A 14,808-nucleotide genomic window follows, 5' to 3' on the forward strand; every position below is an offset into this window, starting at 1 on the left:
GGACAGTCAATTAACTAAATTCGCCGACCTTGACGATCCGCAGCGCGTTGGTGCCGCCCACCTGGCCCATCGGCGAGCCCCAGGTGACCACGATGGTGTCGCCCTTCTTGACCACGCCATTGGCCACCAGCAGTTCCTCGGCCTTCTTCAGCACGGCGGTGCTGCCGCCTTCCTGCGCCAGATTGTAGGCCTTGACGTTGCGGTACAGCGCCACCTTGCGCAGCGTCGTGGTCGACGGCGTCAGCGCGAAAATCGGCGTATCGATGTTGTGGCGGCTCATCCAGAGCGCGGTCGAGCCGGACTCGGTCAACGCCACGATCGCCTTCACGTCCAGGTGGTGCGCGGTGAACAGCGCCGCGTAGGCGATCGACTGGTCGATACGGGTGAAGGTCGCATTCACGAAGTCGGCGTCGAGCTTGTTGTACTCGGACTGCTCGGCTTCCACGCAAATGGCGGCCATCATTTCAACGGTTTCAATCGGGTAGCGGCCCGATGCGGTTTCGGCCGACGTCATCACGGCGTCGGTGCCGTCCAGCACGGCGTTGGCCACGTCCGACACTTCGGCGCGGGTCGGCACGGCGTTGAAGATCATCGACTCCATCATCTGGGTCGCGGTGATCGCCAGCTTGTTCGACTCGCGCGCCATGCGGATCATGCGTTTTTGCAGGGCCGGCACGGCGGCGTTGCCCACTTCCACCGCCAGGTCGCCACGGGCCACCATGATGCCGTCGGACGCGTCGAGGATCTCCTGCAACAGCGGGATCGCTTCGGCACGCTCGATCTTGGCGATCATCATCGGCTTGTGGCCGAATGGCTCGCCGGCGATGTTGGCCAGCTGGCGCGCCATTTCCATATCGGTTGCGCTTTTCGGGAACGAGATCGCCAGGTAGTCGCACTGGAAACTCATTGCCGTCTTGATGTCTTCCATGTCCTTGGCGGTCAGCGCCGGCGCGGTCAGGCCGCCGCCCAGGCGGTTGATGCCCTTGTTGTTGGACAGCTCGCCGCCGATTTTCACGACGGTGTAAATCTCGCTGCCGATCACCTTGTCGACCACCAGCACGATCAGGCCGTCGTTCAGCAGCAGCTGGTCGTTCGGACGCACGTCCTGCGGCAGCGCCTTGTAGTCCAGGCCGACGCGTTCCTGGTTGCCCAGTTCGCCGTTCTCGCCCCACTTGGCGTCGAGGATGAACTTGTCGCCCTTGGCCAGTTCAATCTTACCATTCTCGAATTTGCCGACGCGGATTTTCGGGCCCTGCATGTCCGCCATGATGGCGACTTCACGGCCGCACTCGGCGGCTGCCTCGCGCACCAGGCGAGCGCGGTCGATATGATCCTGCGCCTTGCCATGCGAGAAATTCAGGCGCACGACATCCACGCCCGCACGGATCATCTTGACCAGTACGTTGAAGTCGGTGGAGGCTGGGCCGATCGTTGCGACAATTTTGGTGCTACGAGACATAGTATTCCTTAGCGGTAGGTCATGCGAATAGTTTCCGCGCGGCGGAAACCAGGAAGCTGCGCTTTGTTGCGGCGCGGACATCAAATCTGTAGATTTGCTACATATTTGATGCCCGCCGCAGGCATTAACTCGATTCTACTGTTAATTTGCTACAAAGCACGACCGTGCTATTTACTACCCTTTACTTCGCTGCCGCGCGCTGGGTCAGGATCTCGACCGCAGGCAGGGTTTTACCCTCCAGGAACTCCAGGAAAGCGCCACCGCCGGTGGAGATGTAGCCCACTTGCTCGCTGATGTTGTACTTGGCGATAGCGGCCAGGGTGTCGCCACCGCCGGCGATCGAGAACGCCTTCGATTGGGCGATGGCCAGCGCCAGCGTCCTGGTGCCTTCGGCGAACTGGTCGAACTCGAACACGCCAACCGGGCCGTTCCACACGATGGTGCCGGCGGCGCCGATTTGCTGCGCCAGCTGGGCGGCGGTTTTAGGGCCGATATCCAGGATCATATCGTCATCTGCCACATCTTTGACGTCTTTTACGGTGGCGGCGGCGCCAGGCGAGAATTCCTTGGCGCACACCACATCCACCGGAATAGGCACTTGCGCGCCGCGCTTGGCCATTTTGTCGATGATCGTTTGTGCGGCGCCCACCAGATCCGGTTCGGCCAGCGATTTGCCGATCTTCAGGCCGGCGGCCAGCATGAAGGTGTTGGCGATGCCACCGCCGACGATCAGGTTGTCCACCTTGTCCGCCAGCGACTCCAGGATCGACAGCTTGGTCGACACTTTCGAGCCGGCCACGATGGCCAGCAGCGGACGGGCCGGGGCGCCCAGCGCCTTGCCCAGCGCGTCCAGTTCGGCGGCCAGCAGCGGGCCGGCGGCGGCCACCGGTGCGAATTTGGCGATGCCATGCGTCGACGCTTCGGCGCGGTGGGCGGTACCAAAGGCGTCATTCACGTAGATGTCGCACAAAGCGGCCATTTTCTGCGCCAGTTCGTCGCTGTTCTTCTTTTCGCCCTTGTTCACGCGGACGTTTTCCAGCAAGACCACCTGGCCGGCTTGCAGGCCTTCCAGGCCGGCGCCGTCCACCCAGTTCTGTTTCAGCTCGACCGGCTGGCCCAGCAGTTCCGACAGGCGCTTGGCGACCGGCGCCAGGCTGTCTTCCGGTTTGAACTCGCCTTCGGTCGGACGGCCCAGGTGGGACGTGACCATGACCTTGGCGCCGGCGGCAACTGCTGCCTTAATGGCGGGAACAGAGGCGCGAATACGGGTATCTTCGGTGATATTGCCAGCATCATCCTGCGGCACGTTCAGGTCGGCGCGGATGAAAACGCGTTTGCCTTGCAGTGCGTTTTGATCGATGAGGTCTTGCAGACGAATGAAGTTCAGAACAGCGGACATGGCTACCCAAGGTCGAGTTGAAGGAAGAGCGCTATTTTACCGCAAGCCCGCTGTGATTTTTCTGTTATTAAGTTACATCTATCAACCGTAATGCCGTGAAGAAAGCCATGCCAAAGATGATGGTTTCCAGCATATTGCGTCGCAGCAAATAATAAATCGTGGCGACAATCCCGGACACCAGTTTCAGGTTGCTGGCGTCCAGCACCGGCTGGCCGTTGGCGGCCAAAATGAGGTCGGGCGCGACGATGGCGGCCAGCGCGCAGGCCGGCGCATAGCGCAGCATGTCCTGCACCCGCTTGGGGATGGTGATGTGATGGCCGACCAGCCAGAACGAGCTGCGCGTGCAGGCGGTGGCCAGCGCCAGCACCAGGATCACCAGCCAGATTTCCCAGTCAGCCACGTTTGCTACTCCATTCTTCAATGACCATCGCCGTCAGCATGCCGACCAGCACGGCGGCCAGCAGACCCAGTTTGTACGGCAGACCATGCGCCAGCACCGACACCGTGCCCGCCACCAGCACGCCGCACAGCGCCGGACGGCCCGCCATCAGCGGGATCATCACGCAAATGATGGCCAGCGTCCCGGCAAAGCCCAGCCCCCACTCCGGCGGCACCGCGCTGCCGACAAAAATGCCGGCGATCGAACCGATCTGCCACGAGGCCCAGTTCGGGTACAGCAGTCCCTTCAGATACGACAGCTTGCCGACCTGCGGCGCTTCGGACGGGTATTTTTGCAGGAACAGCGCCACCGTCATATCGCCGGCCACGTAACCCAGCGTCAGCCGCTGGCGCCACGGCAGGTGGGCAAAGTGCGGCGCCAGCAGGGCGGAAAAGATCACAAAACGCAGGTTCACCACCAAGGCGGTGGCGAAAATCACCCAAATCGGCGCATTGGACGCGATCAGCGGCAACGCCGCCAACTGTGCCGAACCGGCGAACACCACCAGCGTCATACCCAGCGCCTGCGGTATGGTAAGCCCGGACTTGACCATGGCGATGCCAACCACCAGTCCCCACGCGCCAATGCCGAACAGCGCCGGCATGCCGGTTTTGACGCCTTCGCGCCAAGAGGGTTCGTGGTGGGCCGCGACGCAGGGAACGCTGGCTGTGCTGCTGATATCAGTCATGGAATCGTTGTGGCATTCCTGCCACAGGATAGGCTCTGCCGGGATTGTGGAGGCGCTATTTTACCGACGATTTTTGCTCGCTGCGCGAATCCGTTAGAATCGTGCTTTTCTCTCAGCCATCTGGAGCCACAAGAAATGACCACCCCAAACGCCGCCAACGCCGTAGAACTCGATGGCAAGGATCTGCCGGCCCACTGCCCCAACCCAGCCATGCCGCTGTGGTCGTCGCACCCGCGCGTGTTCCTGGAATTCATCCACGGCGAAGCCAAATGCCCGTATTGCGGCACCGCCTACCGCCTGAAGCCGGGCACGGTTGTCGGCCATCACTAATCAACCAGCGCCCACCATGCCAGCCAAGAAAACGCACAACGGCAGCGCCGCCGAAACCGAAGCGGCCTTCTACGATGCCCTCAACCGTGCTGACCTGGAGGCGCTGATGGCCCTGTGGGCCGAGGACGACGAGATCGTCTGCGTGCATCCCGGCGGGCCGCGCCTGATCGGGCACGCGGCGATCCGCAACTCGTGGGCCGCCATCCTTGAGCATGGCGGCCTGCACATCATGCCGTCGCAGCTGCATGAGACGCACACCTTGATGAGTTCGGTGCACACGGTGGTGGAAGGCAGCACCGCCGCCACCGGCGAGCCGGCCCACTTGCTGGCCACCAATGTGTACGCGAAAACGCCGCGCGGCTGGCGCATCGTGCTGCACCATGTGTCGATTGCCCCCGGCCCGGCGCCGGTCGATACACATAGCCAAATCCTGCACTGATTGCCGCCGTGAAGTACACCGCGCCGTTCTGGCTGCCCAGCGGCCATCTGCAAACCATTTATCCGGCGATCGCCATCGCCAAACCCGCCATCCAGTTCCGCCGCGAGCGCTGGGATACGCCGGACGGCGACTTCATCGACGTGGATTTTGTCGACGGCCAGCCCGGCCATCCCTTCGTGGTGCTGTTCCACGGACTGGAAGGCTCGTCCGACAGCCACTACGCGCGCGCCCTGATGGCGGACGTGCAGGCACGCGGCTGGTCCGGCGCCGTGCCGCACTTCCGCGGTTGCTCGGGTGAAGCCAATCGCGCACCGCGCTTCTACCACTCCGGCGACGCCGCCGAGATCGACTGGATCATCCGCCGCCTGCACGCCCGGCGCGGCAAGGACAGCGGCAAGTTTTACGCCACCGGCGTCTCGCTGGGCGGCAACGCCCTGCTGCGCTGGCTGGGCGAATCGCAGCACCAGGCCGACTTTATCGACGCCGCCTGCGCCGTCTCGGCGCCGCTGGACCTGGCACAAGGCGGCGTGTCGCTGTCGAGCGGCTTCAACATGCTCTACACGCGCATGTTCCTGCAAACGCTGAAGCCCAAGTGCGTAGCCAAACTACAGCAGTTCCCCGGCCTGTTCGATCTGGACGCCCTGCACGCCGCGCGCGACCTGTATGCTTTCGACAACGTGGTGACCGCGCCGCTGCATGGCTACCGCGACACCGACGACTACTGGCACCGCGCCAGCGCCAAGCACGTGCTGACCGACATCACGCTGCCCACGCTGGTGCTGAACGCCAGGAACGATCCCTTCCTGCCCGGCCGCCACCTGCCGCAACGTGCGTCGCCGCGCGTGGTATTGGACTATCCTGAGCATGGCGGCCATGTCGGCTTTGCCGTCGGCGGGCCGCCGGGCCGCATCAACTGGCTGCCCAAGAAGCTGATTCACTTCCTCGAACAACATGGATGACATCGTCAAACAGGCACTGGCCAAGTGGCCCAACGTGCCGCATTGCTATGGCTGGCTGGCGCTGGACGCGCGCGGCAACTGGCGCATGCGCGACGAGCGCGCCCAGCACTTCAACCTGCCCGGCGACAAGTTGACCAATGCCGCGCTGGTCGGCTTTATCACGCGCAATTACGCGGTGGATGAGCGCGGCTGCTGGTATTTCCAGAACGGCCCGCAGCGGGTCTATGTGCAGCTGGAAGCCACGCCCTTCATCGTGCGCACCGATCCGGCGGCCGGCTGGCTGCTGCACACCGGCGCCCCGCTGGGCCCGCTCGACGCGGCATTGCTGACCGAGGCCGGCGCGCTGGTGCTGCGCCGCGGCGACATCATCGCGCAACTGGACGACCGCGACTTCGCCGACGTCCTGCCGCGTTTGCTCATCAACGAGGCGCCGGTGGCGGATGAAGTCTTGCTGGCATGGATGGAAGGGCGCGACGAGAGCGCGCTCAGCCTGGACGGTATCCTGGTCGAGCGCATCGCCGCCGACCGGCTGGCGGCGCGCTACGGCTACGTCAGCGTACCGTCGGCCCCGGCTGCATAGGGTCGGTCAGCTTGCGTAGGCGGTCGAACGGACTGGCGTAGGGATTGTTGCTGTTGTCCTTGTCGTCCTTGCCGGACTTGAGCTCGGCCTTGAAGGCCGGGCGCGCTTCCGCCATATCCTTCTTACCCTTGTCGCCCAGTTCCTCGCGGCGGCGCGCCTGCCATTCGCGCTCACGCGCATCGATCAGCGACTGATCGTAGAACGAGGCGTCGGGCGCCTTGCGCGCATAGCCCAGCTGATCCAGCGCCGACAAGGTGCCGCCTTGCAGGAAGTACGACTCGGCCAGGGCGATGTGCTGCAAGGCCAGCTTGCCCTGCTTGGAATACACGCGCGCCAAGATGTCATAGACCTCGATATCGTCACGATACAGCTGCGCCTGGTCGCGCAGGTAGACGGCGGCCTCCTCCAGCTTGCCGGCCGCCAGCAGCGCCTCGCCATACTGATGGGCAATGCCGCGTGACAGCGGGAATTTCTGATGCGCCGCGTCCGCCTCCAGCACCGCCTTGGCCAGCACCGGCTGATTCTCGGTCTGCGCCAGCTTGATTTCGATGGAGGTTGCGGTGAAGATGGCCTCGGCCTTGCTGCGCGGCGAGGCGCCGAACACGCCGGTCGGCGGCGGCCGGTTGACCGTCTCCTGCGCCTTCTCCAGCCAGGTCTGCGCGGCCGTGAAATCGCCCTGTTTCATGCTGAGGAACGCCATGCCGTACTGGCCGGCGGCCTTTTGCTGCCAGCTATCCTGCTGGAGCTGCGCCTGGAAGAACTGCCGGGTTTCGTTGTAGCCGTTGGCGGTCTGGTCTTGCAGCACGCGGGCGCGCGAGCGCACCAGATAAAAGTCCAGGCTGTCGACGCGCTGCTTGTAAGGCTGCTCGCGGATGCGCGCCTGAATATCGGCGATGCGCTCGCTGGTCAGCGGGTGGGTCAGCAGCCAGGCCGGCACCAGATCGCTGTAATTGCGGGTCGAGTTCTGCATCTGCTGGAAGAAGGCCACCATGCCCGAGGTATCGAAACCGGCCTCGCCCATGATCTGGAAACCGATGCGGTCGGCCTCGCGCTCTGCCTCGCGGCCGAAGTTGAGCTGACGCTGGATGGCCAGGCCCTGGCCGCCGAGGAACACGCCCATGGCCGCATCGCCGCCCTGGCGCGACGCCAGCGCCGCCAGGATCATGGCGGCCAGCGGGATCAGGGCATCCTGCTTCTGCTGGCCGATGGAGCGGGCGATGTGCCGCTGCACCACGTGGCCGATCTCGTGGCCCAGCACCGAGGCCAGCTCGGACTCATTCTGCGCCTGCAACAGCAGCGCCGAGTGCACGGCGATGAAGCCGCCCGGCAGCGCGAACGCATTCAGCTGCGGATCGCGCACCACGAAGAAAAAGTAATCGTACTTGGCCTCGCCGCGCGCGCCGGGACGGGCGTCCACCAGCGCGTTGCCGAAGTTATTCATGTATTCGAGGATGGGGGCATCGTCGAGATAATCGCGGTCGCGGCGGATGTCGCGCATGATCTCCTCGCCCAGCTTGCGTTCCATCAGCGGCGAGAGATCCTGATTCTCGGTGCCGCCGAGTGCCGGCAGATTGGGGATCTTGGCCGGCGCGAGCACGTTCTGCGCCATCGCCATCGGCATGGCCACCAGCAGGGCCGCGGCGACGGTGCGCAGGCGGCCGGAGTAAGAGGAGCGTTTTGCTTTCACGGTGATATGATACCCGCAAAATCACTACCGTATCCGCCATGACCACCGATCACCTGACCCACTTCGACGCCACCGGACAAGCCCATATGGTGGACGTTGGCGCCAAGGCGGAAACCCACCGCGTCGCGCTGGCGACCGGCTCCATCCGCATGAAGCCGGAAACCCTGGCCATCATCATGAGCGGCACCGCCAAGAAAGGCGACGTGCTGGGCATCGCGCGCATCGCCGCCATCATGGCCTCCAAGCGCACCAGCGACCTGATCCCACTGTGCCATCCGCTGGCTCTGACCAAAGTGGCGGTCGATTTCGACACCGACGTCGAGCATTCCAGCGTCCACTGCAAGGCGCAAGTGGAGACTTACGGCAAAACCGGCGTCGAAATGGAAGCGCTGACCGCAGTGCAAGTCGGCCTGCTTACCATCTACGACATGTGCAAGGCGGTCGACCGCGGCATGGTCATGTCCAACATCCGCGTCACCGAAAAACACGGCGGCAAATCCGGCGACTGGAGCGCGACAAGCTAGTCATATTGTCTGATTGTTACCCAAACTTGGCGGGTATATAATTAATGCGCAGGGACAATTTTTCATAAGAAAGAGCTGAATGAGTAGCAACCCTCCGCCACGTGAAGCCAAGACTCAGGAGTACGAGTTTGAGCAGATGAACCTGCAAGTGGGCGGCAGGATTCAGTTCATCACCCACCGCACCATCAAGCCGATTCAGCACTTTTCCACTCTCATCGGCTGGGTCAAGGATGAGTACATGATCGTCAAGGTGCCGTTCGAGAATGGCGCGCCGATCGCGCTCAACGATGGCGACAAACTGACCATCCGTGTCTTCTCCGGCGTGAACGTGTGTTCGTTCTCCTGCGTGGTCCAGCGCGTGTTCCCGCGGCCCTTGTTCTACGCCCATCTGAGCTTCCCGGTCTCGATCCAGGGCACCAGCCTGCGCGCGGCGATGCGGGTTAAGGTCGATATCCCGGCCCAGGTGAGCACCGCTTCCGGCGCCAGCACGTCGGTGTTCCTGGTCAATCTCAGCGTGTCGGGCGCCCTGATCGAATCGCCCAAGCAGTTGACCGATGGCGACGCGCAAGTGGCGCTGTCGTTCTATCTGATCGCCCAGCCCGGCAACCGCCAGGTGCGCGTCAATCCCAATGCCACCATCCGCAATATCAATGTGGTCAAGCCGGCCACCGGCGACAAGCCCGAGGTGTTCACCTACGGCGTGCAGTTCCTCGACCTCGACCCGGTCCACTACACCATGCTGCAAAACCTCACCTACGAAGCCCTGATCGCCGATCGCCAGAAGATCGTCTGAGCAACCGCCGGAGTAAACGCAAAAGCCCGCCGGCATGCCGGCGGGCTTTCACGTGGTCACAACATTAGTTGTTCTTGATCAGCGCAGCTTTGGCGGCGGCATTGGTTACCGCATCCGCATTCACTGTCCAGCGTACGTTGGTGGCGCCTGCGGCGACGGTTGGGGTCAGGGTGACAACTATGCCATCGACACCAGTGCCAACACCGGTGGCCGCGAAGGTCATGGTGATCACGCCGGCTGCGACGTTAGCCGACTGAACTTCCTTGGTTGGGGTGAACGCGGCGGGGATGCCGTTGGAACCCATATTGCAATCGGTCAGCGTGCCGCCAGCTTCCTGGGCGCACAGGGCCACCGCGGTTTTCAGCGAATCGACCGCGCCCTGGGCGTTCGCGACCTTGGCCTTGACGGTGTAGTCGCTGTAGGCAGGAATCGCCACAGCGGCCAGGATGCCGATAATCGCGACGACGATCATCAGTTCGATCAGGGTAAAGCCGGCCTGGGCTTGTTTCTTCATCATTTGCATGGATTTCATTTTGCGACTCCTTCGGTTAAAACACATTGTTGGGTGGTACACCTTCCTTAGTGCAATTGGTGTGCCAGCGTGTTTTTGCCTGAAATTTCAGCAAATCGACCCGAATAGTGCCGTTTTTTGTCAGTCCGGACCGCCGCAATTTGTCATGCCCGGCCCGATTGACAATTATTGTCAGGCGATGCGGAAGGCCAGCGTCGTGCCGCTGAGGTCGATCACGTCGCCATGGCTGAGGCGCTCGGCGCTGCGCGGATCGAGCGCGGTACCGTTCAGCAGTGGCGCCACCTCGCCCTCGGTGTGGGTGATGGTGTAAAAGTCCGGATGGCGGTGGATCACCACCACCTGCACGCCGGCCCGGCCCAGCGTGGTCTGCGGCTTGGTCAGGGCCACATGCTTGCCGGCGTTGGCGCCATTCAGGATCGAGATCTCGGCCAGCACCGGCTGCGCCGCCGCCAGCGGGCGGATGCCGTCGGCCACGAAGTCCAGCTGGAACTTGGCCATGGCGATCACATCCTGATGTTGCAGGAAATGCTTGCCGATGCGGTGGCCGTTCACAAACGTGCCGTTGGTGCTGTGCAGATCCTCGAGGAAGGAATCGTCCAGGATGGTGACGATGGCCGCATGCTCGGCGCTCACGGCCGGATGGGTCAGCACGATGTCGTTGCGCGGGTGACGGCCCAGCGTCATGCGCTCTTTGCTCAGTTGAATTTGCTGCTCTACTTGTCCGTTGCGCGAGATGATGAGCTTGGCCAAACCGCAATCTCCAAAAAATAAAGGGGAGCACGAGGCTCCCCTTTATTATTCCACAACCGAAATTACAGCATGGCTTTCAGCAGGCGTGCCATTTCCGATGGGTTCTTGGTGGCTTTGATGCCGCACTCTTCCATGATGTCCAGCTTGGCTTGCGCGGTGTCGGCGCCGCCCGAGATCAGCGCGCCGGCGTGGCCCATGCGCTTGCCCGGAGGAGCGGTAACGCCGGCGATGAAGCCCACCACCGGTTTCTTCATGTTGTCCTTGACCCAACGTGCGGCGTTGGCTTCGTCCGGACCGCCGATTTCGCCGATCATGATGACCGCGTCGGTATCAGGATCGTCGTTGAACATGCGCATCACGTCGATGTGCTTCAGACCATTGATCGGGTCGCCGCCGATACCCACTGCCGACGATTGGCCCAGGCCCAGGGCGGTCAGCTGACCCACCGCTTCATAGGTCAGGGTGCCCGAACGCGACACCACGCCGATACGGCCTTTCTTGTGGATGTGGCCTGGCATGATGCCGATCTTGATCTCGTCAGGGGTGATCAGGCCTGGGCAGTTAGGGCCCAGCAGCAGGGTTTTCGAACCGGCTTTGGCCATGCGATCCTTGATTTCCATCATGTCGCGGACTGGGATGCCTTCGGTGATGCAAATCGCCAGTTCCAGTTCAGCTTCCACGGCTTCCCAGATCGCGGCGGCCGCGCCTGCTGGTGGCACGTAGATCACCGACACGGTGGCGCCGGTGTTCGATGCGGCTTCTTTCACCGAACCGAAAATTGGAATGCCTTCGAAGTCTTCGCCGGCTTTCTTCGGGTTCACGCCAGCGACGAAGGCGTTTTTGCCGTTCGCGTATTCGCGGCACATGCGGGTATGGAACTGGCCGGTTTTACCGGTGATACCCTGGGTGATGACTTTGGTGTCTTTGTTGATCAGAATAGACATATCGGTTCCTTAATTATTTACCAGCAGCGGCTGCAACAACGCTCTTCGCTGCGTCTTCCATCGTGTCGGCGGAGATGATCGGCAGGCCGGAGTCAGCCAGCATCTTCTTGCCCAGATCTTCGTTGGTGCCCTTCATGCGGACCACCAGCGGTACTTGCAGCGAAACGGCTTTCGATGCGGTGATCACGCCTTCGGCGATCACGTCGCAACGCATGATGCCGCCGAAGATGTTCACCAGGATGGCTTTCAGGCCTGGGTTCTTCAGCATGATCTTGAATGCTTCGGTCACTTTCTCCGCCGTGGCGCCACCGCCCACGTCCAGGAAGTTGGCAGGCTCGCCGCCGAACAGCTTGATGGTGTCCATGGTCGCCATGGCCAGGCCGGCGCCGTTCACCAGGCAGCCGATATTGCCGTCCAGCGAGATGTAGGCCAGGTCGAATTTCGACGCTTCAACTTCAGCTGGATCTTCTTCGTCCAGATCGCGGTAGGCGACGATTTCCGGGTGACGGAACAGGGCGTTGGCGTCGAAGTTGAACTTGGCGTCCAGGGCGATGACTTTGCCCGAACCGGTCAGGATCAGCGGGTTGATTTCGGCCAGCGAGGCGTCGGTTTCCCAGTAAGCCTGGTACAGGCCTTTCAGGTTGGTGACGGCGTCGGCGATCGAGCCTTCCGGTACGCCGATTTTCGCGGCGATGCCAGCGGCTTCAGCGTCGGTCAGGCCCACGGCCGGGTCGATAGCGATCGAGTGGATTTTTTCCGGGTGGGACTCGGCAACTTCTTCGATGTCCATGCCGCCTTCCGACGAGGCCATCAGCACAACGCGCTGGGTCACGCGGTCGGTCACCAGCGATACGTACAGTTCTTTCTTGATGTCCGCGCCTTCTTCGATCAGCAGGCGGCGTACTTTCTGGCCTTCAGCGCCGGTCTGGTGGGTCACCAGCTGCATGCCCATGATCTGGTCAGCGTATTCTTTAACTTGTTCCAGCGATTTGGCAACTTTAACGCCGCCGCCTTTACCACGGCCACCGGCGTGGATCTGTGCTTTCACAACCCAGACTGGGCCGCCCAAGGTTTCAGCAGCTTTCACTGCCTCTTCTACGGTCATGCACGGAATACCGCGCGGTACCGTCACTCCGTATTTCCGGAGAATTTCTTTGCCTTGATACTCATGGATCTTCATGCTGGCTTCCCTTCTGATGCTGATGTGTATAAATCGGTTGAATGATTAAGCAGATGATGTTGCTACGCGCTACCCGGTGCTGCTTTGTCCACCCAGCGCGGGTAAAACTTCGCCGCTGCGCCGTCAACTGGGCACAGGACTTGGAATAGGGGGTGTTTGATGCAGAGGGGGCCGCCAATATCCCGCGCGCCATCCTCGCTGGGGATAGCACTTGCGCGCGTGAGCCGCGGCGCACGTCGGATAACTGGAGTTAACAGAGACATAAGATCGATACCGCTCTCGCGGCATTTATATTAGTTAGCAGCCTGGCGCATTTCTCTTATTAAAAACGCACGTTGCCGCAGCTTCTACGGACAACCACCGCACCCGCGGTGCTGCAAAAACCCGTAGAGTGTAGCACACCGCGCAGCTTAGGGAAATTACTCGTCGAGGTCCGCGCCTTTGATGACTTTCTGCACAACACGTTGCGAAAAGCCACGTTGCAGCAGGAAGCGGATCTGTTTATGGCGGTCCTGGGGATCGGTGGCGACGACGCCGAATTTGCGCTGCCAGATTTCCTGTGCGCGTACGAGTTCGGTATCGGCGAGATGGGATTTGAGTTCTTGCAGCGCCTCGCCCTGCACGCCGTGGCTTTGCAGCTCGGCGACGATGCGGCCGTTGCCGTAGCGCGATGCACGGCGATGGATGAGGGATTCGGAGAAGCGTTCCTGCGACAGCCAGTTGTTTTTTTCCAGCAGGTCGAGCAGGGCGTCGACATCGTCGCCCTCCCCGGCATATTTGGCCAGCTTGCGGCCCAGCTCCAGCCGGCTGTGCTCACGCAGGGACAGAAAGCGCAATGCCCGCGCTTTCAGACTCAGTTGTGGCGCAGCCATGATGCGATCAATTAAGCGGCGTCGGCTTCAGGCTTGGCCGGCTTGAGCTTGACCACGGTGTTGTCGGTGGCCAGTGGCGGCAGCGCGCGCACGCCCAGCGATTCGCGCACCTTGTTTTCGATTTCCCACGCCAGCTCCGGACGTTCTTGCAGGAACAGGCGCGCATTGTCCTTGCCCTGGCCGACGCGCTCGCTGTTGTAGCTGTACCACGAACCCGACTTCTCGACGATCTTGGCTTCCACGCCCAGATCGAGGATTTCGCCTTCGCGCGAGGTGCCGGCGCCGTACAGGATGTCGAAGTGCGCTTCCTTGAACGGTGGCGCGATCTTGTTCTTGACCACCTTGACCTTGGTTTCGTTGCCGATCACCTCGTCGCCCGACTTGATCGAGCCGGTGCGGCGGATGTCCAGACGCACCGAGGCGTAGAACTTCAGCGCGTTGCCGCCGGTGGTGGTTTCCGGCGAGCCGAACATCACACCGATCTTCATGCGGATCTGGTTGATGAAGATGACCAGGGTGTTGGTGCGGTTGATCGAGCCGGTCAGCTTGCGCAGCGCTTGCGACATCAGGCGCGCCTGCAGGCCTGGCAGGGCGTCGCCCATGTCGCCTTCGATTTCAGCGCGCGGGGTCAGGGCGGCCACCGAGTCGACCACCACCAGGTCCACCGAACCGGAGCGCACCAGCGCATCACAGATTTCCAGGGCCTGTTCGCCGGTGTCCGGCTGCGAGATCAGCAGCTCGTGCAGGTTGACGCCCAGTTTTTGCGCATAGCCGACGTCCAGCGCGTGTTCGGCGTCGATGAAGGCGCAGGTGCCGCCCAGTTTTTGCATCTCGGCGATGGTTTGCAGGGTCAGCGTGGTTTTACCCGACGATTCCGGGCCGTAGATTTCCACCACGCGGCCGCGCGGCAGGCCGCCGACGCCCAGCGCCACGTCCAGGCCCAGCGAGCCGGTCGACACCACCTGCACTTCCTCGATAGGGGCACTGGCGTCCATGCGCATGACGGAACCTTTGCCGAACTGCTTCTCGATCTGGGCCAGCGCCGCTGCCAGCGCCTTGGCTTTTTCAGATGCGGGTACTACGCCTTTTTTCTCGTCCATAATGTGCTTTCAGCCAGTGGGGTTGTTCAATACAGGTGGCACTGTATAAAAAAACAGTGCTTAATGCAAGCGGGTTTTTGTATTTCTTTGAGATTGCACAAAAACTCGCCAAAATAGGGGCTTGTGCAGCCGG

At 62.1% G+C, this 14,808-nt stretch carries 17 protein-coding genes; 6 read left to right on the forward strand and 11 right to left on the reverse strand.

Going from position 1 to position 14,808, the window contains the following annotated elements; all coding sequences use genetic code 11:
- Window positions 1-10: 10 nt before the first annotated feature.
- From pyk to GM676_RS07600, 4 genes are all read right to left on the reverse strand, one after another.
- Complete coding sequence (pyk, locus tag GM676_RS07585) at window positions 11-1,459, reverse strand: pyruvate kinase (RefSeq protein WP_155462891.1); 1,449 nt, start codon at window positions 1,457-1,459, stop codon at window positions 11-13.
- A gap of 181 nt (window positions 1,460-1,640) precedes the next feature.
- The gene (locus GM676_RS07590) at window positions 1,641-2,858 is read right to left on the reverse strand and encodes a phosphoglycerate kinase (RefSeq protein ID WP_155462893.1); all 1,218 of its coding nucleotides are present in this window, start codon (window positions 2,856-2,858) and stop codon (window positions 1,641-1,643) included.
- 67 nt (window positions 2,859-2,925) lie between these two features.
- Window positions 2,926-3,258: an AzlD domain-containing protein gene (locus GM676_RS07595; RefSeq protein ID WP_371866149.1), complete on the reverse strand. Its 333-nt coding sequence runs from the start codon at window positions 3,256-3,258 to the stop codon at window positions 2,926-2,928.
- Window positions 3,251-3,985, reverse strand: a complete 735-nt coding sequence (locus GM676_RS07600) for an AzlC family ABC transporter permease (RefSeq protein WP_155462897.1) — start codon at window positions 3,983-3,985, stop codon at window positions 3,251-3,253. The genes GM676_RS07595 and GM676_RS07600 overlap by 8 nt, the downstream gene beginning before the upstream one ends.
- 135 nt (window positions 3,986-4,120) lie before the next feature.
- Here GM676_RS07600 and GM676_RS07605 point away from each other — a divergent pair, with 135 nt between their 5' ends.
- From GM676_RS07605 to GM676_RS07620, 4 genes are read left to right on the forward strand one after another with little or no spacing between them, the layout of a single operon-like run.
- Window positions 4,121-4,315, forward strand: a complete 195-nt coding sequence (locus GM676_RS07605; RefSeq protein ID WP_155462899.1) for a zinc-finger domain-containing protein — start codon at window positions 4,121-4,123, stop codon at window positions 4,313-4,315.
- A 16-nt stretch (window positions 4,316-4,331) separates the two neighbouring features.
- Window positions 4,332-4,754 carry a YybH family protein gene (locus GM676_RS07610; RefSeq protein ID WP_155462901.1) on the forward strand — a complete coding sequence of 141 codons (423 nt, stop codon included), beginning with the start codon at window positions 4,332-4,334 and terminating at the stop codon, window positions 4,752-4,754.
- An 8-nt stretch (window positions 4,755-4,762) separates the two neighbouring features.
- On the forward strand, window positions 4,763-5,713 hold the full coding sequence (locus tag GM676_RS07615; protein ID WP_371866150.1) for a YheT family hydrolase: 951 nt from the start codon (window positions 4,763-4,765) through the stop codon (window positions 5,711-5,713).
- A complete protein-coding gene (locus GM676_RS07620) occupies window positions 5,706-6,293 on the forward strand; it encodes a DUF2946 family protein (protein ID WP_155462905.1) in 588 nt (195 codons plus the stop codon). The genes GM676_RS07615 and GM676_RS07620 overlap by 8 nt, the downstream gene beginning before the upstream one ends.
- Here the strand turns inward: GM676_RS07620 and GM676_RS07625 are convergent.
- Window positions 6,265-7,914 (reverse strand): M48 family metalloprotease, encoded by a 1,650-nt coding sequence (locus GM676_RS07625; RefSeq protein WP_170304254.1) that lies wholly within the window; start codon window positions 7,912-7,914, stop codon window positions 6,265-6,267. The two genes, GM676_RS07620 and GM676_RS07625, sit on opposite strands and share 29 nt — an antisense overlap.
- A gap of 104 nt (window positions 7,915-8,018) precedes the next feature.
- On the opposite strand from GM676_RS07625, the gene moaC reads away from it, so the two are divergent.
- A complete protein-coding gene (gene moaC / locus GM676_RS07630; RefSeq protein WP_155462907.1) occupies window positions 8,019-8,504 on the forward strand; it encodes a cyclic pyranopterin monophosphate synthase MoaC in 486 nt (161 codons plus the stop codon).
- Window positions 8,505-8,583: 79 nt separating this feature from the next.
- On the forward strand, window positions 8,584-9,297 hold the full coding sequence (locus GM676_RS07635) for a flagellar brake protein (RefSeq protein ID WP_155462909.1): 714 nt from the start codon (window positions 8,584-8,586) through the stop codon (window positions 9,295-9,297).
- A gap of 64 nt (window positions 9,298-9,361) precedes the next feature.
- Here the strand turns inward: GM676_RS07635 and GM676_RS07640 are convergent, their stop codons facing one another.
- From GM676_RS07640 to recA, 6 genes are all read right to left on the reverse strand, one after another.
- On the reverse strand, window positions 9,362-9,829 hold the full coding sequence (locus GM676_RS07640; protein WP_155462911.1) for a pilin: 468 nt from the start codon (window positions 9,827-9,829) through the stop codon (window positions 9,362-9,364).
- A 171-nt stretch (window positions 9,830-10,000) separates the two neighbouring features.
- Window positions 10,001-10,579, reverse strand: a complete 579-nt coding sequence (locus GM676_RS07645) for an FHA domain-containing protein (protein ID WP_155462913.1) — start codon at window positions 10,577-10,579, stop codon at window positions 10,001-10,003.
- A 62-nt stretch (window positions 10,580-10,641) separates the two neighbouring features.
- Window positions 10,642-11,523, reverse strand: coding sequence for a succinate--CoA ligase subunit alpha (gene sucD / locus GM676_RS07650; protein ID WP_155462915.1), 882 nt, complete (start codon window positions 11,521-11,523; stop codon window positions 10,642-10,644).
- A gap of 13 nt (window positions 11,524-11,536) precedes the next feature.
- A complete protein-coding gene (gene sucC, locus GM676_RS07655; RefSeq protein WP_155462917.1) occupies window positions 11,537-12,703 on the reverse strand; it encodes an ADP-forming succinate--CoA ligase subunit beta in 1,167 nt (388 codons plus the stop codon).
- A gap of 419 nt (window positions 12,704-13,122) precedes the next feature.
- Window positions 13,123-13,575, reverse strand: coding sequence for a recombination regulator RecX (gene recX, locus GM676_RS07660; protein WP_155462919.1), 453 nt, complete (start codon window positions 13,573-13,575; stop codon window positions 13,123-13,125).
- A gap of 11 nt (window positions 13,576-13,586) precedes the next feature.
- On the reverse strand, window positions 13,587-14,675 hold the full coding sequence (gene recA, locus GM676_RS07665; protein WP_155462921.1) for a recombinase RecA: 1,089 nt from the start codon (window positions 14,673-14,675) through the stop codon (window positions 13,587-13,589).
- Between the last annotated feature and the right edge of the window lie 133 nt (window positions 14,676-14,808).

Origin of the sequence: Duganella radicis (assembly GCF_009720825.1) — a bacterium.
In the GTDB taxonomy this organism is placed as follows: domain Bacteria; phylum Pseudomonadota; class Gammaproteobacteria; order Burkholderiales; family Burkholderiaceae_D; genus Rugamonas; species Rugamonas radicis.

Coding starts and splice junctions, on each gene's coding strand:
- pyk (WP_155462891.1), bottom strand. CDS start 1,459: ATGTCTCGTAGCACCAAAATTGTCGCAACGATCGGCCCAGCCTCCACC.
- GM676_RS07590 (WP_155462893.1), bottom strand. CDS start 2,858: ATGTCCGCTGTTCTGAACTTCATTCGTCTGCAAGACCTCATCGATCAA.
- GM676_RS07600 (WP_155462897.1), bottom strand. CDS start 3,985: ATGACTGATATCAGCAGCACAGCCAGCGTTCCCTGCGTCGCGGCCCAC.
- GM676_RS07605 (WP_155462899.1), top strand. CDS start 4,121: ATGACCACCCCAAACGCCGCCAACGCCGTAGAACTCGATGGCAAGGAT.
- GM676_RS07610 (WP_155462901.1), top strand. CDS start 4,332: ATGCCAGCCAAGAAAACGCACAACGGCAGCGCCGCCGAAACCGAAGCG.
- GM676_RS07620 (WP_155462905.1), top strand. CDS start 5,706: ATGGATGACATCGTCAAACAGGCACTGGCCAAGTGGCCCAACGTGCCG.
- GM676_RS07625 (WP_170304254.1), bottom strand. CDS start 7,914: ATGCCGATGGCGATGGCGCAGAACGTGCTCGCGCCGGCCAAGATCCCC.
- moaC (WP_155462907.1), top strand. CDS start 8,019: ATGACCACCGATCACCTGACCCACTTCGACGCCACCGGACAAGCCCAT.
- GM676_RS07635 (WP_155462909.1), top strand. CDS start 8,584: ATGAGTAGCAACCCTCCGCCACGTGAAGCCAAGACTCAGGAGTACGAG.
- GM676_RS07640 (WP_155462911.1), bottom strand. CDS start 9,829: ATGAAATCCATGCAAATGATGAAGAAACAAGCCCAGGCCGGCTTTACC.
- sucD (WP_155462915.1), bottom strand. CDS start 11,523: ATGTCTATTCTGATCAACAAAGACACCAAAGTCATCACCCAGGGTATC.
- sucC (WP_155462917.1), bottom strand. CDS start 12,703: ATGAAGATCCATGAGTATCAAGGCAAAGAAATTCTCCGGAAATACGGA.
- recX (WP_155462919.1), bottom strand. CDS start 13,575: ATGGCTGCGCCACAACTGAGTCTGAAAGCGCGGGCATTGCGCTTTCTG.
- recA (WP_155462921.1), bottom strand. CDS start 14,675: ATGGACGAGAAAAAAGGCGTAGTACCCGCATCTGAAAAAGCCAAGGCG.